Origin of the sequence: Micromonospora sp. WMMD1274 (assembly GCF_049179035.1) — a bacterium.
GTDB classification, from domain to species: Bacteria; Actinomycetota; Actinomycetes; order Mycobacteriales; family Micromonosporaceae; genus Micromonospora; species Micromonospora tulbaghiae.
On record NZ_JBMHMG010000001.1, the window covers coordinates 1,925,809 to 1,944,392 of the forward strand.

The 18,584-nt window shown below is 74.3% G+C and carries 19 protein-coding genes; 12 read left to right on the forward strand and 7 right to left on the reverse strand.

What is annotated here, in order from left to right; genetic code table 11:
* Positions 1-42: 42 nt before the first annotated feature.
* Positions 43-750: an SOS response-associated peptidase gene (locus tag ACN27D_RS08690; RefSeq protein ID WP_252452907.1), complete on the reverse strand. Its 708-nt coding sequence runs from the start codon at positions 748-750 to the stop codon at positions 43-45.
* 102 nt (positions 751-852) lie between these two features.
* Between ACN27D_RS08690 and aroA the strand changes: the two genes are divergently transcribed.
* The 4 genes from aroA to ACN27D_RS08710 are packed head-to-tail and all read left to right on the forward strand — an operon-like array spanning position 853 to position 5,156.
* Complete coding sequence (aroA, locus tag ACN27D_RS08695; protein ID WP_120574139.1) at positions 853-2,154, forward strand: 3-phosphoshikimate 1-carboxyvinyltransferase; 1,302 nt, start codon at positions 853-855, stop codon at positions 2,152-2,154.
* Complete coding sequence (rsgA, locus tag ACN27D_RS08700) at positions 2,124-3,251, forward strand: ribosome small subunit-dependent GTPase A (protein ID WP_421498881.1); 1,128 nt, start codon at positions 2,124-2,126, stop codon at positions 3,249-3,251. Before aroA ends, rsgA begins: the two co-directional genes overlap by 31 nt.
* 60 nt (positions 3,252-3,311) lie before the next feature.
* Positions 3,312-4,130 (forward strand): histidinol-phosphatase, encoded by an 819-nt coding sequence (gene hisN / locus ACN27D_RS08705; RefSeq protein WP_421498882.1) that lies wholly within the window; start codon positions 3,312-3,314, stop codon positions 4,128-4,130.
* Between the two features lie 60 nt (positions 4,131-4,190).
* Positions 4,191-5,156, forward strand: a complete 966-nt coding sequence (locus ACN27D_RS08710) for a hypothetical protein (RefSeq protein ID WP_205776165.1) — start codon at positions 4,191-4,193, stop codon at positions 5,154-5,156.
* Here ACN27D_RS08710 and ACN27D_RS08715 read toward each other — a convergent pair.
* A complete protein-coding gene (locus ACN27D_RS08715) occupies positions 5,039-6,307 on the reverse strand; it encodes a glycosyltransferase (protein ID WP_421498883.1) in 1,269 nt (422 codons plus the stop codon). The genes ACN27D_RS08710 and ACN27D_RS08715 overlap by 118 nt on opposite strands.
* A gap of 191 nt (positions 6,308-6,498) precedes the next feature.
* Between ACN27D_RS08715 and ACN27D_RS08720 the strand changes: the two genes are divergently transcribed.
* From ACN27D_RS08720 to ACN27D_RS08730, 3 genes are all read left to right on the forward strand, one after another.
* Positions 6,499-7,497: an SDR family oxidoreductase gene (locus ACN27D_RS08720; protein WP_120573273.1), complete on the forward strand. Its 999-nt coding sequence runs from the start codon at positions 6,499-6,501 to the stop codon at positions 7,495-7,497.
* Positions 7,498-7,553: 56 nt separating this feature from the next.
* Positions 7,554-8,225: an ATP-binding protein gene (locus ACN27D_RS08725; RefSeq protein WP_421498884.1), complete on the forward strand. Its 672-nt coding sequence runs from the start codon at positions 7,554-7,556 to the stop codon at positions 8,223-8,225.
* 80 nt (positions 8,226-8,305) lie between these two features.
* Entirely contained in the window at positions 8,306-8,878 is a 573-nt protein-coding gene (locus ACN27D_RS08730) for a DUF5709 domain-containing protein (RefSeq protein ID WP_421498885.1), read from the forward strand.
* Positions 8,879-8,882: 4 nt separating this feature from the next.
* On the opposite strand, the gene ACN27D_RS08735 is transcribed toward ACN27D_RS08730, so the two are convergent.
* The gene (locus ACN27D_RS08735; RefSeq protein WP_181726793.1) at positions 8,883-9,515 is read right to left on the reverse strand and encodes a response regulator; all 633 of its coding nucleotides are present in this window, start codon (positions 9,513-9,515) and stop codon (positions 8,883-8,885) included.
* A gap of 11 nt (positions 9,516-9,526) precedes the next feature.
* Complete coding sequence (gene macS / locus ACN27D_RS08740) at positions 9,527-10,648, reverse strand: MacS family sensor histidine kinase (protein ID WP_421498886.1); 1,122 nt, start codon at positions 10,646-10,648, stop codon at positions 9,527-9,529.
* A 115-nt stretch (positions 10,649-10,763) separates the two neighbouring features.
* Between macS and ACN27D_RS08745 the strand changes: the two genes are divergently transcribed.
* On the forward strand, positions 10,764-11,231 hold the full coding sequence (locus ACN27D_RS08745) for an ATP-binding protein (protein WP_120573268.1): 468 nt from the start codon (positions 10,764-10,766) through the stop codon (positions 11,229-11,231).
* Positions 11,232-11,240: 9 nt separating this feature from the next.
* Here the strand turns inward: ACN27D_RS08745 and ACN27D_RS08750 are convergent, their stop codons facing one another.
* The gene (locus ACN27D_RS08750; RefSeq protein ID WP_120573267.1) at positions 11,241-12,179 is read right to left on the reverse strand and encodes a ribose-phosphate diphosphokinase; all 939 of its coding nucleotides are present in this window, start codon (positions 12,177-12,179) and stop codon (positions 11,241-11,243) included.
* A gap of 64 nt (positions 12,180-12,243) precedes the next feature.
* Here ACN27D_RS08750 and glpK point away from each other — a divergent pair, with 64 nt between their 5' ends.
* Entirely contained in the window at positions 12,244-13,728 is a 1,485-nt protein-coding gene (gene glpK, locus ACN27D_RS08755) for a glycerol kinase GlpK (protein WP_421498887.1), read from the forward strand.
* Positions 13,729-13,731: 3 nt separating this feature from the next.
* Here glpK and ACN27D_RS08760 read toward each other — a convergent pair whose 3' ends face one another.
* The gene (locus tag ACN27D_RS08760) at positions 13,732-14,565 is read right to left on the reverse strand and encodes a phosphoribosylaminoimidazolesuccinocarboxamide synthase (protein WP_120573265.1); all 834 of its coding nucleotides are present in this window, start codon (positions 14,563-14,565) and stop codon (positions 13,732-13,734) included.
* Between the two features lie 122 nt (positions 14,566-14,687).
* Between ACN27D_RS08760 and ACN27D_RS08765 the strand changes: the two genes are divergently transcribed.
* Positions 14,688-16,016, forward strand: coding sequence for an ABC transporter substrate-binding protein (locus tag ACN27D_RS08765; protein WP_421498888.1), 1,329 nt, complete (start codon positions 14,688-14,690; stop codon positions 16,014-16,016).
* A 49-nt stretch (positions 16,017-16,065) separates the two neighbouring features.
* Here ACN27D_RS08765 and ACN27D_RS08770 read toward each other — a convergent pair whose 3' ends face one another.
* The gene (locus tag ACN27D_RS08770) at positions 16,066-16,314 is read right to left on the reverse strand and encodes a hypothetical protein (protein WP_091422247.1); all 249 of its coding nucleotides are present in this window, start codon (positions 16,312-16,314) and stop codon (positions 16,066-16,068) included.
* A 138-nt stretch (positions 16,315-16,452) separates the two neighbouring features.
* Between ACN27D_RS08770 and ACN27D_RS08775 the strand changes: the two genes are divergently transcribed.
* A complete protein-coding gene (locus ACN27D_RS08775; RefSeq protein ID WP_421498889.1) occupies positions 16,453-17,985 on the forward strand; it encodes an MFS transporter in 1,533 nt (510 codons plus the stop codon).
* A complete protein-coding gene (locus tag ACN27D_RS08780) occupies positions 17,972-18,547 on the forward strand; it encodes a TetR/AcrR family transcriptional regulator (RefSeq protein ID WP_421498890.1) in 576 nt (191 codons plus the stop codon). The genes ACN27D_RS08775 and ACN27D_RS08780 overlap by 14 nt, the downstream gene beginning before the upstream one ends.
* The last annotated feature ends 37 nt before the right edge of the window (positions 18,548-18,584 follow it).

Genomic DNA, 18,584 nt, shown 5'->3' on the forward strand with positions numbered 1-18,584 from the left:
CAACCCCGGCAAAGGGGTACACGCAAATGTGGCGGAGCGTGATCAGAACAGCGTCGGTCCGGCGGCCGTCTCGGCACCCGCCGGAGCCACCGCGGCGATCAGCTCCGGGCCGTCGTTGCGGACGTCCCCCACGGCCCGGGAGACGGGCCGGATCTCCAGCCCGGCGAGCAGGCCGGCGTCCGGCGGCGTGAGCAGCTCCGCCGGCTCCTCGGCCGGGCCGAGCCAGCCCGCCCAGCGCTCCGGCGACAGCAGCAGCGGCATCCGGTCGTGCACCTCGGCCAGCTCGCCGACCGCAGCGGTGGTGAGCACGCTGAACGTGAGCCGGGCCGTGCCGGCCGACTCCCACACCGACCAGATGCCGGCGAAGGCCAGGACCGAGCCGTCCCGCGGGGTCATGAAGTAGGGCTGGCGCCCGCCGTCGGCGAGGCGGACCCACTCGTACCACCCGTCGGCGGGGACCAGGCAGCGGCGGCGGGCGAAGGACGGCGCGTACGCCCGGCTGGTGGCGACCGTCTCGGCCCGCGCGTTGATCATGCGGGCGGCCCCGGCGGCGCTGCGCGACCACTGCGGGAGCAGGCCCCAGCGGCCGAGGGAGAGCAGCCGGTGCCCCTCCGGGGCGAGCCGGACCAGCGGCACCGGGTCGGTCGGCGCGACGTTGTAGTCCGGCGTCACCCCACCGGTCTCGTCGGCCGACTCGAACAGCCCGCTCAGGTCGGCGGCGCTCCGGGTCGTGGCGTACCTCCCGCACATGGCGCCCACGCTAGCCGCATCCGGACGTTCCGGCTGTCCCGCCCAACGGGAGCAGCGGCGACGAACGGTTCCACCGGCCCGCGAGCTTGGCAGAATGTGACCGTGAGCAATCCGACCGCGACGCGTCCACCGCAGCCGTGGACCGCGCCGACCGCGAGCGACCCGGTCGCCGCGACGCTGCGCCTGCCCGGCTCCAAGTCGATGACCGCCCGGGCCCTGGTGCTCGGCGCGCTCGCCGGCGGGCCGTCGACACTCGCCCGTCCGCTGCGCGCCCGGGACACCGAACTGATGGCCGGTGGCCTGCGCGCCCTCGGTGCCCACATGTCCGTCTCGGACGACGACCGCTGGCTGGTCCGTCCCTATCCGCTGGCCGGCCCGGCGCACATCGACGTCGGCCTGGCCGGCACCGTGATGCGCTTCCTGCCTCCGGTGGCCGGGCTGGCCGCCGGACGGGTCACGTTCGACGGCGACCCGCATGCCCGGACCCGCCCGCTCGGGCCGCTGATCGGCGCGCTGCGCACGCTCGGCGTCCGCATCGACGCGCCAGCGGCCGGAAGCCTGCCTCTCGTCGTGCTCGGCGCGGGCCGGGTGGCCGGCGGCGACGTGGTGATCGACGCCTCCGCGTCCAGCCAGCTCGTCTCCGGGCTGCTGCTCGCCGCACCCCGCTTCGACCGGGGCGTCGTGGTCCGGCACGAGGGGCCGCCGGTGCCGTCCGCGCCGCACCTGCGGATGACGGTGCAGATGCTCCGCGCGGCCGGCGCGGCCGTCGACGACACCACGCCGGACGTGTGGACGGTCGAGCCGGGCCCGCTGTCCGGGCGCGGCTGGGAGATCGAGCCGGACCTGTCCGGTGCCGCGCCGTTCTTCGCCGCCGCCCTGGTCACCGGCGGTGAGGTGACGTTGCAGGGCTGGCCGCGCAGCAGCCTCCAGCCGGTCGAGCGGCTCCGGGAGCTGCTGCACCGGATGGGCGGCGAGGTGAGCCTCGGCACCGACGGCCTGACCGTGCGGGGCACGGGCACCGTGCGCGGGCTCGACGCCGACCTCTCCGACGTCGGCGAGCTGACCCCGGTGCTGACCGCGCTCACGCTGCTCGCCGACGGGCCGTCCCGGCTCACCGGCATCGGCCACATCCGCGGCCACGAGACCGACCGGGTCACCGCGCTCGCCAAGGAGTTCACCGCGCTCGGCGCGGACATCACGGAGACCCGTGACGGGCTGGACATCCGGCCCCGCCCGCTGCGCGGCGGGACGTTCCGCACGTACGCCGACCACCGGATGGCGCACGCGGCGGCGGTGGCCGGGCTGGCCGTCCCCGGCATCGAGGTCGACGACGTGGCGTGCACCTCCAAGACCATGCCGGAGTTCCCGGCACTATGGTCGGGGATGGTGACCGGCAAGAACTGAGAGCGGGGGACGTCCTGGCGACGAAGCGGCGCGAGTACGACGAGGACGACGTCCGGGTCCGGCCGGGCCGGTCGTCGCGCCCACGAACGCGCACCCGGCCCCGGCACGACGACGCCGTCGAGGGCTTCGTCATCGCCGTCGACCGGGGCCGCTACACCTGTGTGATCCCCGGCGCCGGGCCGGACGCGCCGCTCGTGACCGCCATGCGCGCCCGCGAGCTGGGACGCAAGTCGGTGGTGGTGGGCGACCGGGTCGGGCTGGTCGGGGACACCTCCGGTGCGCCGGGCGCGCTGGCCCGCATCGTGCGCATCGCCGAGCGGACCTCGGTGCTGCGGCGTACCGCCGACGACGACGAGACCACCGCCGAGGGGCGGCTGGAACGGGTCGTGGTGGCGAACGCCGACCAACTGGTGATCGTCAGCGCGCTCGCCGACCCGCCGCCGCGTACCGGGTTCATCGACCGCTGCCTGGTGGCCGCGTACGACGCCGACATCGAGCCGCTGCTCTGCCTCACCAAGGCGGACCTGGCCGGCCCGGAGGCGGTGCTCGGCTACTACACCGAGCTGGAGCTGCCGTACGTGCTGATCCGCCCGGACTCCGACCTGGCCGCGCTGCGGGCGCTGCTCGCGGGCCGGGTCTCGGTGATGGTGGGTCACTCCGGGGTGGGCAAGTCGACGCTGGTCAACCGCCTCGTCCCGGACGCCGAACGGGCGGTGGGCACGGTCAGCGCGATCGGCCGGGGCCGGCACACCTCGACCAGCGCGGTGGCGCTGCGGCTGCCCGCCGAGCCCGGTGCCGACGGCGACACCGGCTGGATCGTCGACACTCCGGGGGTACGCAGCTTCGGGCTGGCGCACGTGTCCGCCGAGAGCCTGCTGCACGGCTTCCCCGACCTGGTCGAGGCGACGGTCGACTGCCCGGCCAACTGCCCACACACCACCGACGAGGCGGACTGCGCGCTCGACGCCTGGGTGGCCGCCGGGAAGGCCGACGCGCGCCGGCTCGCCTCGTACCGCCGGCTGCTGGCCTCGCGCAGCGGCGAGGGCGACCCGCGCGAGCCGGAGCGCAACCCCGGCGACCCGCTCGCCGGTTCCTGACCGGCGGACCGGCGGCGACCCGCCGTCGAAGGCCCGACCGCCGCCACTAGCGTGTCCGTCATGACCGGGTACGCCGACGACCTCGCCCTCGCCCACCTGCTCGCCGACGCCGCGGACGCCGTCTCCTCGGCCCGGTTCCGCGCGCTCGACCTGCGCGTCGAGTCGAAGCCGGACCTGACCCCGGTCTCCGACGCGGACACCGCGGTGGAGCGGGAGATTCGCGCGCTGCTGGCCGCCCACCGTCCCGGCGACGGCCTGCTCGGCGAGGAGTACGGCGAGCAGCCGCCCGCCGGCCCGGACGGGCGGCGCTGGGTGATCGACCCGATCGACGGCACGAAGAACTTCGTCCGGGGCGTACCGGTCTGGGCCACGCTGATCGCGCTGCTGGAGCACGACCGGCCGGTGCTCGGCCTGGTCTCCGCCCCGGCGCTGGGCCGCCGCTGGTGGGGCGCGCTCGGCGCGGGCGCGTTCGCCGGCACCGGCCCGGCGGACGGCACGCCGATCCGGGTCTCCGGTGTGACGGCGCTCGGCGACGCGAGCTTCTGCTACTCGTCGCTGACCGGATGGGAACAGGCCGGCCGGCTGGACGCGGTGCTCCAGCTCATGCGCGACACCTGGCGCAGCCGCGCGTACGGCGACTTCTACGGCTACATGCTGCTGGCCGAGGGGGCACTGGACGTGATGGTGGAGCCGGAGCTGTCGCTGTGGGACATCGCCGCGCTGGTCCCGATCGTCACCGAGGCGGGGGGCCGGATCACCGACCTGGCCGGGCGGCCCGCCCCGGGCGGCGCCGGCTCCGCCGACATCAGCGCCGTGGCCAGCAACGGGGCGTTGCACGACGACATCCTGGCCCGGCTCGGCCGTCCAGCCGAGCGCTGACCCGGGCGGAGCCTCTATCCTCGCCAGGTGGTTTCCTCCGGTTGGTGCTTCCTGGCGGCGATGATCATCGCGTACGGCTTCGCCAACCTCCTCCAGTCGGTCGCGGCCGCGCGGACCACCGTGCACCACACGTTCGATCCCGGGCTGCTGCTGCGCCTCGCCGGGCACCGGACGTACCTGATCGGCCTGACCTGCCAGGTCGTCGGCTTCGTGCTGGCCTTCCTGGCCCGCCGCGACCTGCCGTTGTTCCTGGTCCAGGCCAGCGTGGCGGCCGGGCTCGGGGTGACCGCAGTGCTCGGCGTGCTGGTGCTCAAGTGGCGGCTGCCGGCCGCCGAGGTGGCCCTGCTGGTGTTGCTGTTCGCCGGCATCACCGCGCTCGTGCTCTCCGCCCAGCCGGCGCCGTCGCGGCAACTCGGCACCGCCGGGCTGGTCGGCCTGGCGGTGGCGGTGGTCGCGATCGCCGTTTCCGGCTTCTTCGCCGCCCGGCTGCACGGCGCGCTCGGGTCGGTGGTGCTCGGCTCACTGGCCGGGATGGCGTTCTCCGCCGCGGCGGTGGCGGCCCGGCCGCTCGCCTCGGCCGGGTCGGTGGAGGCGTTCGTCCGCGACCCGCTGCTCTACCTGTTGATCGTCCACTCGGTGATCGGTCAGCTGCTGCTCGGGCTGGCCATGCAGCGCGGGTCGACCACGGCGGCGGTGGCCGCGATGGACGCCGCCGGCGCGGTCCCCGCGGCGATCGTCGGCCTGCTGCTGCTCAACGACAAGATCTGGCCCGGCCGGGAGTGGCTGGCCGGGCTCGGCTTCCTGGTGACGCTCGCGGCTGTGGTCGGCCTGACCCGGTACGCCGAACCGCAGCACCACCATGCCGGCGCCCGCCAGAAGGCGATCGTGGGCGCCGGGATGGTGCCGGTTCAGGCCGCCTCGACCGGCCCCCGTTCGGAGACGACCACCTCGACCGGCGGTGTCACCTCGACCGGCGTCGGCTCGATCGGGGTGGCCGGGCGGCGCCGCCCGATCACCCGCTCGTAGAGGCGCTCCAGCGCGGCGGCGGTACGTTCCCAGGTGTAGCTGCACCGGACCCGGTCCACCGCGGCGTGGCCGTACGCGAACCGCCCGGCGTTGTCCGACAGCAGCCGGCGCAGCGTGACCCCGAGCGTGCGCACGTCGCCCGGCGGCACCAGCTTGCCGGTCACCTCGTCCACCACCGCGTCGGCGATGCCGCCCATGGCGTAGCCGACCACCGGCACGCCGCAGGCCATCGCCTCCAGCGACACCCGCCCGGCCGATGCGTAGTGCGGCGTGCAGGCCACCACGTCGGCGGAGCGGTACCAGGTGGCCATCTGGTCGTGCGGCACCGCGCCGACCAGCTTCACCTGCTCCGCCACGCCCGCGCGTTCGGCCAGCTCGCGCAGTCGGCGCGCCTCGGCGTGCCAGTCCAGCCGCTCGACCGGCGGGCCGCCGGCGATCACCAGCTCCGCGTCACCGACCAGCCGCATCGCCCGGATCAGGTCGTCCTGGCCGTGGCCGGGCGCGAGCCCGCCGACGGAGAGGATCCGCGGCCGCTGGTCCCGGGGCGCCGCCTCGCCGTCCGGGTGGAACTGGCCGGTGTCCACCCCGGTCGGCACCATCGCCACCGAGGTGCGTTGCAGGCCCATCCGGGTCAGCTCGTCGACCTCGTCGTTGGACTGGGCCACCGCGACGTCCACGGCCCGGGTCAGTGCCCGCTCCAGCGGGATGCGCTCCCCCGGCCCGCCGTACTCACGGCCGAGGTGACGCAACTGCTCCACGCCGAGCGAGTGGAACGTCTGCACCACCGGGATGTCGGTGGCGCGTACCGCGTGGGCGGCGGCCAGGCCGCCGACCCAGTAGTGCCCGTGCACCACGTCGGGGGTCCAGTCCCCGGCCCACTGCCCGGCCAGCCAGCGGCCGTACTCGGCGACGAACGGGACCAGCTCGGCGGTGGAGAGCATGTCGGGCGGGCCGACCGGGACACGTTCCACCCGGTAGCCGTCGAGTTCGGTCAGGGCGGGCTGGGCGGAAGCGGCACGGCGCTCGTAGACGCGGACGTCATGGCCCCGGGCGGCGAGTTCCGCCGCCACGCGCGCAATGTGCTCCTGGGTCCCGACGGTGGGACCGTCGGTGGACGAGCCGGCGTGCGCGCATACAAGGCCGACGCGCATGGTGCACCTCCATGCGTTCTAGCGAGCGGGGTCTCCGGTCAGAGCGTCCCATTAACCCAGCTCCGGTGCGCCCAAACCTGACAGATCGGGGTCACCCGGCCAGGGCGTCCCGTGGACGCGACAGCCGACCGAACCCGATCACCGTCGAAAACGGTCGGCATGACGACCCGGACCGGGGGTACCGACGGGGAATGCCGCTGACCCGCAGCCTCTCCGACGCCACAGTCGTCATCACCGGCGCCTCCAGCGGGATCGGTGCGGCCACCGCGTACGCGCTGGCCCGCCGGGGTGCCGACGTGGTGCTGGCCGCCCGTACCGAGTCCGCGCTGCGCCGCGTCGCGGCGTTCTGCCGGGAGCTGGGCGGGCGGGCCCTTGTGGTGCCCACCGACGTGACCGACCCGGAGGCGGTGGAGCGGCTGGCCGGGCGGGCGGTGGCCGAGTTCGGCCGGATCGACGCCTGGATCAACAACGCGGCAGTGGGCACCGTGGGGCTGTTCGACGAGATCCCGGTGTCCGAGTTCCGCCGGGTGGTGGACGTGAACCTGCTCGGCGCCGTGTACGGCACGCGCGCCGCGCTGCCCTGGCTGGGCGCGGCCGGCGGCGGGGTGCTGGTCAACAACGCCTCGGTGCTGGCCGAGGTGGCGATGCCGTACCAGTCGGCGTACAACGCGACCAAGCACGCGATCCGCGGGCTGGCCGACACGGTGCGGCAGGAGCTGCGGGTGACCGGCCGGGGGAACATCTCGATCTGCACCGTGCTGCCCGCCACCATCGACACGCCGTTCTTCCGGCACGCGGCCAACCACTCCGGCCGGGAACTGACCCCGCCGCCGCCGGTGTACCCGCCGGAGATGGTCGCCGAGACGATCGTCAAGCTGCTGCGCCGGCCCCGGCGGGAGGCGTACGCGGGCGGCGCGGCCCGGCTGATCGGGCTCCAGTGGCGGCTCGCCCCGGCGCTGGCCGAGCGCGTGCTGGGCTGGTACACCGCGCGCACCCAGTTCGGCCCCGGCGTACGCGCCGACTCCACCGGCGCCGTCTTCACGCCGGACTCGGCGGCGGAGCGGACCGACGGGTGGTCCGGCCGGCGCGGTCAGGTGCTGCGGCTGACGGCGGCGGTCGGGCTGGCCGCCGGCACCGCTGTCGGCACGGTGGCGGCGATCAGCCGCCGGTCCCGAGGTGACCGGCCGTGAGTCCCGTCGACCGGACCGGTGCGCGGGCACGGACCGACGTGCACAATGGGACGATCATGCCGACGGATGCGCGTTGCCTGGTGGAGGCCGACGATTCCTCCCCGACGGTCCGGCTGACCGGGGTGCTCGACCGCTTCGAGGTGGAGGCCGTACGGGACGCGCTGCTCGCCCGGCTGTGGCAGCGCCCGGGGTTGCTGCTGGTGGACCTGTCCGGGGTGCGGATCCCCGACCCGCTGGCACGTGAGGCGCTGGACGAGGTCTGCCGGGCGGTCGCCGACTGGCCCGCCGCCGAACTGCTGCTCGATCCGGACGGGTCGCCACCGGAGGCGCCGCCCGAGCCGCTCGACGCCGAACTGTCCCCGGTGGTCGAGGCGGCCCGCGAGGCACGGGTGCTGGTCGCCGCCGGGTGCGCCAGGTGGGGGCTGCCGGAGCTGACCGAGCCGGCCTGCATCGCGGTCACCGAGATGGTCAACAACGTGGTGGCGCACGCCGTCACGCCGATGACGCTCCGGCTGGCCCCGCGCGGCGGCGCGCTGCACCTGGCCGTCCGGGATCACTCGGCCGGGCGGCCCGCGTACGGCGGTCCGGTGCCGGCGGACTCGGTGGGCGGGCGAGGGCTGCTGCTCATCGACACGGTGGCCCGGCGCTGGGGCAGCACGGCACTGCCCGACGGCAAGGTGGTGTGGTGCGTGCTGTACGCCGAGGACGAGGCGGCGTTCCACAACTGAGGTACCCTTTCGCCCCGTTGCTCCCGATCCACCCGGCCGGTCGCGGTTAGGGCGGGGAGCGCAGTGGGTAGTTCCCGAGCATGCGCGACGACGAGTACCCCACCCCCGTGTCCGATCCCGAGGCGGAGGGTCTGCCCGACACCGCCGACGACGACTCCACCGCCAACGACGACGTGCTGACCGGGCGCGAGGCGGACGGCCCCGAGCCGGCCCAGCTCCCCGGTGACCGCACGCCGGTCGCCGTGGACCAGTTCGGCACCACGGCGGAGGAGCAGCTCGACGGCGAGTCGCTGGACTACAAGCTCCAGCGCGAGCAGTACGAGCGTCCCGCCGACGACCCGCTCGCCGGTCCGGTCGACCCGGACATCGCCGCCGAGGCGGACAGCGAGGAGGCCGCCGCGCAGGCCCAGCTCGACGCCGACGTGATCGACCCGGGCCCGGTCTCGGACCCGGACTCCCCGGTGTCGGTGTACGACCACGGCCAGCTCGGCACCGTCGCCGACCACCAGGTGGGCCGGCTGGTCGAGCCGAACGAGGGCGCGCACACCGACCAGGAGACCGACAACGTCGCCTACGACGCCGGCGCGGCCGGCGGCGGGGCCAGCGCGGAGGAACTGGCGGTGCACGAGACCCGGCCGCCGGACGCGCGCTGACCGCTCAGTCGTCCAGGCCCCGCTCGATGGCGTACCGGGTCAGCTCGACCCGGTTGTGCAACTGGAGCTTGCCCAGGGTGTTCTGCACGTGGTTCTGCACGGTCCGGTGGGACAGGCCCAGCCGGTCGGCGATCTGCTTGTAGGACAGCCCCTTGGCGACCAGACGCAGCACCTCGGTCTCCCGTTCGGTGAGCCGGGGTGCTTCGTCGTGCGGGGCGGGCGGCGTCGCGGCCAGCCGCCGGTACTCCCCCAGCACCAGCCCGGCCAGGCCGGGCGTGAACACCGGCTCGCCGGCCGCCGTGCGGCGCACCGCGTCCAGGAACTCCGCCGGTGCGGCCGACTTGGTCAGGTAGCCGGTGGCGCCGGCCTTGACCGCGTCGAGCACGCCCTGCGGCTCGCCGCTGGCCGAGAGCATGAGCACCCGCACGTCGGGCAGCGCGGCGCGCAGCCCGCGGATCACCTCGACGCCGGAGATGTCCGGCAGCTGGAGGTCGAGCACGACCAGGTCGGGGCGGGCCGCCGCGGCCACCCGTACCGCCTGCCGTCCCTCCCCGCTGGTCGCCACCACCTGGTGACCGGCCTCGGTGAGGTCGCGGGCCACACCCTCGCGCCACATCGGGTGGTCGTCGACCACCATCACCCGGATGCTCACCCGCGGCTCCTCGGCACGACCAGCTCGATCTCGGTGCCGGTGCCGGGCGCGGAGACGATCCGCACCTCGCCGCCCAGGTCCGCCACCCGGCCCCGGATGGACTGCGCCACCCCGAGCCGCCCCTGCGCGGCGGCCTCCGCCAGCCGCCCCTCGGGGATGCCCGGTCCCTCGTCGCGTACCGAGACGGTCACCGTCTCCTCCTCGTCCTCGATCAGCACCCAGGCCCGCCCGCCGGCGTGCCGGGCCACGTTGTCGAGCGCCGCGCCGACCGCCGCGCCCAGCTCACCGGCGGCCCGCGCCGGCAGCGGCACCGGTGTGGCGGGCGCGGACACCACGACCGTGGCCGAGGCGTACCTGTCGATCAGGTCGCGCAGGTCCTGCTCGTCCCCGCCCGGGTCCGGCGGCGCGCCCGCCCGGCCGATCAGCGCCCGCAGCGCCGCCTCCTGCTCGCCGGCCAGCCGGGCCAGCTCGGCCGCCTCGCCGTCCAGGTCCGCGCCGCGCCGCCGGACCAGCGCGAGCACCTGGAGCACCGAGTCGTGGATGTCGCGGGCCAGACGCTCCCGTTCCCGGGTGGCCGCCTCCAGCTCCACCGCCCGCTGCAACCGCTCCTCCGCCTCCACCGCCAGCCGCGCCACGTGCCCGACCACCACACCGGCGAGCAGCATCAGGATCGCCCCGGTCAGCGCGGACGGGCTGATCCGGTCCCGGGTGGCGAGGTCGGCGCCGCCGAGCACCAGCGCGGCCACCGCGCCGCGCCGCCGCCCGCCGGAGACCGCCCAGGCGAGCACCGGCCCGGCCAGCCAGGCGGCGGTCAGCATCGGCACCCCGGCGGCGAGCGCCGCGCGGCCCACCACCCAGGGCGTGACGAGGATGATCGCCAGCACCACGCCGAGGTCGGCCAGGAGCAGCGGCCAGCGCCGCCCGGCCGGACGGCCGTAGCCGGCCGCCGTCACGCCGCTCCACGCCAGCATCGCCAGCAGGACGCCGCCCGCGGCGACCGGGTGCGCGTAGCGGTCCGCGTCGCGCAGGACGACCAGTCCGACGTACGCGAGCGCGGCGAAGCGGAACACCGCTATCGATCGCCAGAAGGGGCCCTCGAGGCCGGAGGACGACGGCATGTGCGTCACCCTGTCACAGCCGGTCCAGGGCACCCCGGGCGGTGCGGCTCAAGAAACCCTGACGTACGGTGGAAATGCCGCGAAAGTCGTCGAGAAGCATCGTCGGGACGGGGTCATGACAGACGCAGAACTCCCCGCACCGCGTACGGTTGTGCCCATCGAACCTTCCCTCCTCCTCGCCACGGCCTTCGACCAGGCGCAGGTGACCGGGCTGCGGCACTCGGTCACCTCCTGCGCGCACGGGTCCGGCCTGTCCGGCCAACGGCTGGACGACTTCGTGCTGGCGGTCAACGAGCTGATCACCAACGCGGTCCGGCACGGCGGCGGGCAGGGCTGGCTGCGGCTCTGGGAGCGGAACGGCGAACTGGTCTGCGAGGTCGCCGACCACGGGCCCGGCATCAGCGAACGGCGGCTGCGCGACCGCGACCGGCCCGCGCCGGACACCGCCGGCGGCTGGGGCCTCTGGCTGGCCCGGGAGCTGAGCGACGCGATGGAGGTGGAGAGCGGCGACGCCGGCACAGTCGTCCGGATCACCGCCGCGCTCGCCACCCGCCAGCCCGTCACCGGCCCGCTGGACGGCTGACCCGCCCGGTCAGGCGAACAGGGCGCTCACCGACTCCCCGTTGTGGATCCGCCGCATCGCCTCGGCCAGCGCCGGCGCCACCGACAGCACCTCCAGCGTCGGCACCCGCTTCTCGGCCGGGATCGGCACCGTGTTGGTGCAGACGATCTCCAGGACGCCCTCCTGCGCGCTCAGCCGCTCCAGCGCCCCGCTGGAGAACAGGCCGTGCGTACAGGCCAGCCGGATCGAGCGGACCCGCCGCTCGCGCAGGTGCGAGATCAGCTCGATCACGGTGCTGCCCTTGGCGATCTCGTCGTCCAGCACGATCACGTCCCGGTCCGCCACGTCGCCGATGATCGTGCTGATCTGCACCCGGTCGTCGCTGTAGCGCTGCTTCGCGCCGGCCGCCACCGGCGTGCCGAGCATCCGGGCGAACGCGGCGGCCTCCTTGGCGTTGCCCAGGTCCGGCGAGACCACCACCGCGTTGCTCAGGTCGTACCCCTTGAAGTGGGTGGCCAGCTCGCGCAGCGCGTGCAGGTGGTCCACCGGGACACTGAAGAAGCCGTGCACCTGCGGCGAGTGCAGCGTCATGGCCAGCACCCGGTCCGCGCCGGCGGAGGTGAGCAGGTCGGCGACGAGCCGGCCGCCGATGGAGATGCGCGGCGCGTCCTTCTTGTCCGACCGCGCGTACGCGTAGTGCGGCAGCACCACTGTGATCCGCGCGGCCGACGCGCCCCGCGCCGCGTCGATCATGAGCAGCAGCTCGACCAGGTGCTCCTGCACCGGCGGCACCAGCGGCTGGATGAGGAAGACGTCGCGCTCCCGGCAGTTCGCCTGCAACTGCACCTCCAGGCAGTCGTTGGCGAACCGGGACACCCGGACCGGGTGCAGCGGGACGTGGAGGTGGGCGCAGATCTCGGCGGCGAGGTCGGGATGGGCCGACCCGCTGAACACGGCAATGTCACGCACGTCTGATGATCGTACGGGCCGCCGGAGGGAGACGGTGGACGCTCGCGGCGGGTACGGTGCTGCCGTGACCGCAGAGTTCGTCGCCGCGATCGACCAGGGCACCACGTCCTCGCGCTGCATCGTCTTCGACCGGGCCGGTGAGATCGTCGCCGTGGCCCAGCGCGAGCACCGGCAGATCTTCCCCCGGCCCGGCTGGGTGGAGCACGACGCCGAGGAGATCTGGACGAACGTCGAGCACGTGGTGCGCGAGGCGCTGGCGAGCGCCGACATCGGCACCGAGTCGCTGGCCGCGGTGGGCATCACCAACCAGCGGGAGACCACAGTGGTGTGGGACCGGGAGACCGGCCGCCCGGTGGCGAACGCGATCGTCTGGCAGGACACCCGCACCGGCCCGCTGCTGCGCGAGCTGACCGCGACGTACGACGAGGAGCGGCTGCGGGCCCGCACCGGCCTGACCCCGGCCACCTACTTCGCCGGCCCGAAGCTGCGCTGGCTGCTCGACCACGTGGACGGGCTGCGCGAGCGGGCCGAGCGCGGCGAGGTGCTGTTCGGCACCATGGACAGCTGGCTGATCTGGAAGCTGACCGGCCGGCACGTCACCGACGTGACGAACGCCAGCCGCACCATGCTGATGGACCTGGAGACGCTCGACTGGGCCCCGGAGCTGCTCGACGCGCTGCGCGTCCCGGCCGCCATGCTGCCCGAGATCCGCAGCTCGGCCGAGGTGTACGGCACCGCGCAGGGGGTGCTGGCCGGAGTGCCGGTGGCGAGCGCGCTCGGCGACCAGCAGGCGGCGCTGTTCGGGCAGACCTGCTTCCAGCCCGGCGAGGCCAAGTGCACCTACGGCACCGGCAGCTTCCTGCTGCTCAACACCGGTGCCAGCCCGGTGCCGTCGCGGCACGGCCTGCTCACCACGGTGGCGTACCGGATCGAGGGCCAGCCCGCCGTGTACGCGCTGGAGGGCGCCATCGCGGTCACCGGCTCGCTCGTGCAGTGGCTGCGCGACAACCTCGGCCTGATCTCCACCGCCCCCGAGGTCGAGGAGCTGGCCCGCACCGTCGACGACAACGGCGGCTGCTACGTGGTACCGGCCTTCTCCGGCCTGTTCGCCCCGCACTGGCGCAGCGACGCCCGGGGCGTGATCGCCGGGCTGACCGGCTACATCACCAAGGGGCACCTGGCCCGCGCGGTGCTGGAGGCGTCCGCGTTCCAGACCCGCGAGGTGGTGGATGCGATGAACGCCGACTCCGACGTGGCGCTGCGCCGGCTGCGGGTGGACGGCGGGATGACCGGCAACGAGCTGCTCATGCAGTTCCTCGCCGACGTGCTGGACGTGCCGGTCGTGCGGTCCCGGATCACCGAGACGACATGCCTCGGCGCCGCGTACGCCGCCGGCCTGGCCGTCGGGTTCTGGCCCGACCTGGCCACGCTGCGGGAGAAGTGGCGCTCGGACGCGCAGTGGGAGTCGACGATGGACCCGGCGCATCGGGAGCGCGAGCTGCGCCAGTGGCACAAGGCCGTCCGGCGCACTCTCGACTGGGTCGACTGAGCGTCAGTCCCAGCTGTTCCCGGTGAGCTTCTCGTACACCTCGACGTAGCGGGCCCGGGTCGCCTCGATCACCTCGGCCGGCACCTCCGGCGCGGGCGGCTGCTTGTCCCAGCCGCTCGACGTGGCCCAGTCCCGCACGTACTGCTTGTCGTAGGAGAACTGCGCGCGGCCCGGCTGGTACGACTCGGCCGGCCAGAACCGGGACGAGTCGGAGGTGAGCACCTCGTCGCCGAGGACCAGCGTGCCGTCCGCAGCCCAGCCCAGCTCCAGCTTCGTGTCCGCGATCAGGATGCCCCGCTCGGCGGCGATCTCCGCGCCGCGCCGGTAGACGTCGACGGTGATCTGCCGCAGCCGCTCCGCGACCTCCGGCCCGACCTTGTCGACCACCTGCTCGTACGTGATCGGCTCGTCGTGCTCGCCCTTCGGCGCCTTGGTCGACGGGGTGAAGATCGGCTCGGGCAGGATCGACGCCTCGACCAGGCCGCGGGGCAGCGGCACCCCGGAGACCGAGCCGGTGCGCTGGTATTCCGCGAGGCCGCCGCCGGTCAGGTAGCCCCGGGCCACGCACTCGACCGGCACCATGTCCAGCCGCCGGCAGCGGATCGCCCGGCCGGCGAACTCCGCCGGCACGTCGGTCGCGGAGATCACATGGTTCGGCACCAGGTCGGACAGCTGCTCGAACCACCACAGCGACAGCGCGGTGAGCAGGCGGCCCTTGTCCGGGATCGGGGTCGGCAGCACCACGTCGTAGATGGAGACGCGGTCCGTGGCGACCAGGATCAGGTCCTCGCCGTCGGCGTAGACGTCCCGGACCTTGCCCGAGTGCAGAAGTTCCACGGCGCTAGTACACCATGGCGGGCGCGCGCCGCCGGGCGCGCCCACCAGCCGTCCCGCCCGGCGTTGACACCCGGCCGGGGGCCGGTGAAATGATCCGTCCACCCCACCTTCGGAGAGATTCAGTGCGCGCTCCGCAGTCCGTACCCCGTCCCGGGCTCGACCGGCGACGGTTCCTCGGCGCGCTCACCGGGCTGCCGCTCGCCGCCGGCGCGCTGCCGCTGCTGCTCACCGGGTGCAGCCCGGAGGAGGTGGCTGCGGACGACGGCCCGATCGAGCTGTCCGTGTTCTGGTGGGGCGGCGCCCGCCGGGCCGCGGCCACCGAACAGGCGCTGCGGCTGTACTCGCAGCAGAACCCCCGGGTCAGCTTCCGGGTCACCTGGCAGGGGCTGGGCGGCTACTACGACCGGATCGCCACCCAGGCCACCGGCGGGAACGCGCCGGACCTGTTCCAGATCGACGACACAGTGCTCGCCGAGTACGCCGGCCGGGACATCCTGCTCGACCTCACCCGGTACGTCGCCGACGAGCGGCTCGACCTGCGCGAGGTGCCGGAGCAGCTGGCCCGCTACGGCCGGGTGGACGAGCGCACGGTGGGCGTGCCGGCCGCGCAGACGAGCGGCGCGCTGGTGTTCAACCGCCGGCTGCTGCGCGGGCTGGGCCAGCCCGAGCCGCGTACCGGGATGTCCTGGAAGGAGTACGTGACCTGGGCCGCCCGCGTCACACGCGCCTCCGGCAACCGGGTAGCGGGCACGATGGACGCCTCCGGCGACTACCGGGCGTTCTGGCTCTGGCTGCGCGGCCAGGGCAGCGAGCTGTACCAGGGGCGGCAGCTCGGCTTCAGCTCCGCCGAACTGCTCGCCTGGTTCGAGTTCTGGGAGGTGGCGCGCTTCGACCGGGCCACACCGAGCGCCGCGCTGGTCGAGCAGGCCGACAGCGGCGAGCTGGCCCGCCAGCTCGTGGTCACCGGGCACACCGCGGCCTCCTTCGCGTGGTCGCACCAGTTGCCCGAGTTGCAGAGCCTGACCGACGACGAGCTGGGCGCGGTCGCCTTCCCGGGCACGCCCGCCGCCCAGTGGCCGCGCGCGTCGATGTACTGGGCCGGTTTCCGGGGCACCCGCCACCCGGAGGCGGTGGTGGACGTGCTCGACTTCCTGACCACGAACGTGGCCGCCGGCCGGCTCCTCGGCGTCGAACGCGGCCTGAACGCCAGCAAGCAGGTGCGCTCGTTCGTGGCCGCGGAGGTGACCGGCCGGGCCGAGAAGCGCATGGCCGCGCTCGGCGCGGAGCTGGACGACCTGGCCGGCCCGTCACCCGCGCCGCCGCCCAAGGGGCACGCGGCGGTGCGCACGCTGCTGATCGAGGCGGCCGAGAGCATCCGCGGCAAGCGGGCCGGCGCCCGCACCGCGACCTCCCGCTTCATGGCCCAGGCGAACGCCGCCCTGGCCGGCTGACCCACCCCACCCGCTCACCCTCTCGGCGTGGGCGGGGTGGGTGCGGGTGTCAGCGCGGGGGGCGGTTGCGGCGGTTGCGGGTGAGCAGCACCACCAGCAGCACGATGCCGCCGACCACCACGAGGCAGCAGAGCAGGCCGAGGAAGCCGAACCCGCCGCGGGAGCGCCGGCGCGCGGCCTCCACCACGATCTCGCCGGTGCCCGACGACGCCCAGGCCGCGACCGGCACGAAGACCGAGAGCACGACCGTACCGAGGACCGCGCCCAGGCGGCCCCACCACTTGTTCCATGCAGACATGCCCCCATCCTCGCCGAGACCCGCAACCGGGGCACGGCGGACGGAAAGGATGTCGCCGGACGCGGCGAAGGGCGGCTGCCGCAGCCCGGGTGGCTCTACTCACGATTAGCCGTCCGTTTGGACTGTTACGGTTGGCCGGTGACCTCCTTTCTGCGCTCCGACCCCGCGCCGGCCCGTGCCGGAAAGCGGGAATGGGCGGCCCTCGTGGTCCTCGTCCTCGTGGTCCTTCTCCTCGCCATCGACGGAACGGTCCTCTACCTCGCGGTCCCGTCCCTGACGGAGGACATCGGGCCCAGTGCCACGCAGATCCTGTGGATCGGGGACATCTACGCCTTCGTGCTCGCCGGGCTCCTGATCACGATGGGCAACCTGGCCGACCGGATCGGCCGGAAACGGCTGCTGATGATCGGCACTGTGGGGTTCGGCTCGGCGTCCGTGCTGGCGGCCTTCGCCTCCACGCCGGAGGTGCTGATCGCGGCCCGCGCCCTTCTCGGCCTGGCCGGCGCCACGTTGATGCCGTCGACGCTCTCGATCGTCCGCTCGATGTTCGCCGATCGCGCTCAGCGGGCCCGGGCCATCGCGCTCTGGTCCGCCGGGGCGACCGCCGGGGCCGCGCTCGGCCCGCTGGTGGGCGGCGCGCTGCTGGAGCGCTTCTGGTGGGGATCGGTCTTCCTGATCAACGTGCCGGTGATGGTGCTGGCGCTGGTGGCGGGGTGGCTGCTGCTGCCGGAGTCGAAGGGCGAGGCGCCGGCGCGGATCGACGTGGGTTCCTCGGTGCTGTCCATCGTCACGATCGTCCCGCTGGTCTTCGCCCTCAAGCGTCTGTTCAGTGACGGGGTCGACGCCCTCACCGTGGCCGCAGCCGCGGCCGGGCTGCTGGCCGGATGGTGGTTCGTGCGGCGGCAGAACCGGCTGGCGGTGCCGCTGCTCGACGTCTCGCTGTTCAGGGTGCCGGCGTTCTCGGGCGCGCTGGCCGCCAACGTGCTGGCCATCTTCGGGTTCCTGGGGCTGCTGTTCTTCTTCTCCCAGTACCTCCAGCTGGTCCGGGGCTTCGGCCCCCTGAAGGCAGGCGCCGCCGAGTTGCCCGGGACACTCGCCGCGGTGCTCGTGGTGGCGCTGATCGGCGTCCTGCTGGCGCGGCTGGGTGCGGGTCGCGCGATCGGGCTGGGACTGATGGCCGCCGCCGTCGGGCTCGCCGTCATGGGCATGAGCGTCGACCTGCGGAGCTACTGGGGCCTGGGCGTCGGCCTCGCCGTCATCGGGCTCGGCATCGGTGTCGCCATGACGCTCTCCACGGACGCCGTCGTCGGCGCCGTCCCGGAGCGGCGCGCGGGTGCCGCGTCGGCGGTGGCCGAGACGGCGTACGAGCTGGGCGGCGCGCTCGGCATCGCCGTCCTCGGCTCGCTGCACGGGCTGCTCTACCGCTCGTCGCTGACGCTCCCGGCCGGGGTCAGTGCCACCGATCGGGCGCTGGCGGAGGACTCCCTGGCCGCAGCCGTGTACGGGTCACCGACGCCCGGCGTCGTGGCCGCGGCGCAGGACGCCTTCGCCCAGGCGATGCAGTCCGCCACCTTCGTGGCCGCCGTGATCCTGGTCGGCGCCGCGGTGGTGGCCTGGAAGATCATTCCATCCGAGGCCGTGTCCGGTGGAGGTGTCCGTGTCGACCACTGAACGTCGTCCGATCCGCGATCGTGCACGCACCCGGCGAGCAGTGCTGGACGCCGCCGAACGGGTGGTCACCCGGCACGGTGCCAACGTCAGCCTGGCCGCCATCGCCAAGGAGGCGGGTGTCACCAAGAGCGGCCTGATGCACCATTTCCCCTCCCGCGAGGAGCTGTTCGCCGCCCTGGTCGAGCAGGTGATCACCCGGTTCTGGGCGGAGGTGAACGCCCACGTCGACCCCGCCGACGACCGGCCCGGAGCCTTCACCCGCGGGTACGTGCGCGCCCTCACCGGAGACAGCGCCTACCTGGCGGAACTGAACAGCGCCACCGGCCTGCTCGCGCAACTCGGGGTCGACAGCATGGAGCACGTGCTCGCTGTGGATCCCGAGGACCCGGCACGCTGGAACCGTGCCTTCGAGGCCGACGGCCTGCCGCCGGGCCGCGTCTGGGCCGTCCGGTATGCCGCGGAGGGAATCGCCATCGGCATCGGCACCGCCTACGTCACGGACGAGCAGCTCCGGCTGGCCCGCGCGGAACTGCTCGCCCTCACCGAGACGGCGCCGGAATGAGTTCAGGCCCGGAATCCGTGGATTCCGGGCCTGAACC

Bases quoted from the DNA above. Each gene is read 5' to 3' on its own strand.
- ACN27D_RS08730 (WP_421498885.1), top strand. From the start codon at position 8,306: ATGCGCGACGACGAGTACCCCACCCCCGTGTCCGATCCCGAGGCGGAG.
- hisN (WP_421498882.1), top strand. From the start codon at position 3,312: ATGACCGGGTACGCCGACGACCTCGCCCTCGCCCACCTGCTCGCCGAC.
- ACN27D_RS08720 (WP_120573273.1), top strand. From the start codon at position 6,499: ATGCCGCTGACCCGCAGCCTCTCCGACGCCACAGTCGTCATCACCGGC.
- ACN27D_RS08710 (WP_205776165.1), top strand. From the start codon at position 4,191: ATGATCATCGCGTACGGCTTCGCCAACCTCCTCCAGTCGGTCGCGGCC.
- ACN27D_RS08715 (WP_421498883.1), bottom strand. From the start codon at position 6,307: ATGCGCGTCGGCCTTGTATGCGCGCACGCCGGCTCGTCCACCGACGGT.
- ACN27D_RS08735 (WP_181726793.1), bottom strand. From the start codon at position 9,515: ATGGTGGTCGACGACCACCCGATGTGGCGCGAGGGTGTGGCCCGCGAC.
- rsgA (WP_421498881.1), top strand. From the start codon at position 2,124: ATGGTCGGGGATGGTGACCGGCAAGAACTGAGAGCGGGGGACGTCCTG.
- ACN27D_RS08690 (WP_252452907.1), bottom strand. From the start codon at position 750: ATGTGCGGGAGGTACGCCACGACCCGGAGCGCCGCCGACCTGAGCGGG.
- ACN27D_RS08770 (WP_091422247.1), bottom strand. From the start codon at position 16,314: ATGTCTGCATGGAACAAGTGGTGGGGCCGCCTGGGCGCGGTCCTCGGT.
- ACN27D_RS08725 (WP_421498884.1), top strand. From the start codon at position 7,554: ATGCCGACGGATGCGCGTTGCCTGGTGGAGGCCGACGATTCCTCCCCG.
- macS (WP_421498886.1), bottom strand. From the start codon at position 10,648: ATGCCGTCGTCCTCCGGCCTCGAGGGCCCCTTCTGGCGATCGATAGCG.
- ACN27D_RS08745 (WP_120573268.1), top strand. From the start codon at position 10,764: ATGACAGACGCAGAACTCCCCGCACCGCGTACGGTTGTGCCCATCGAA.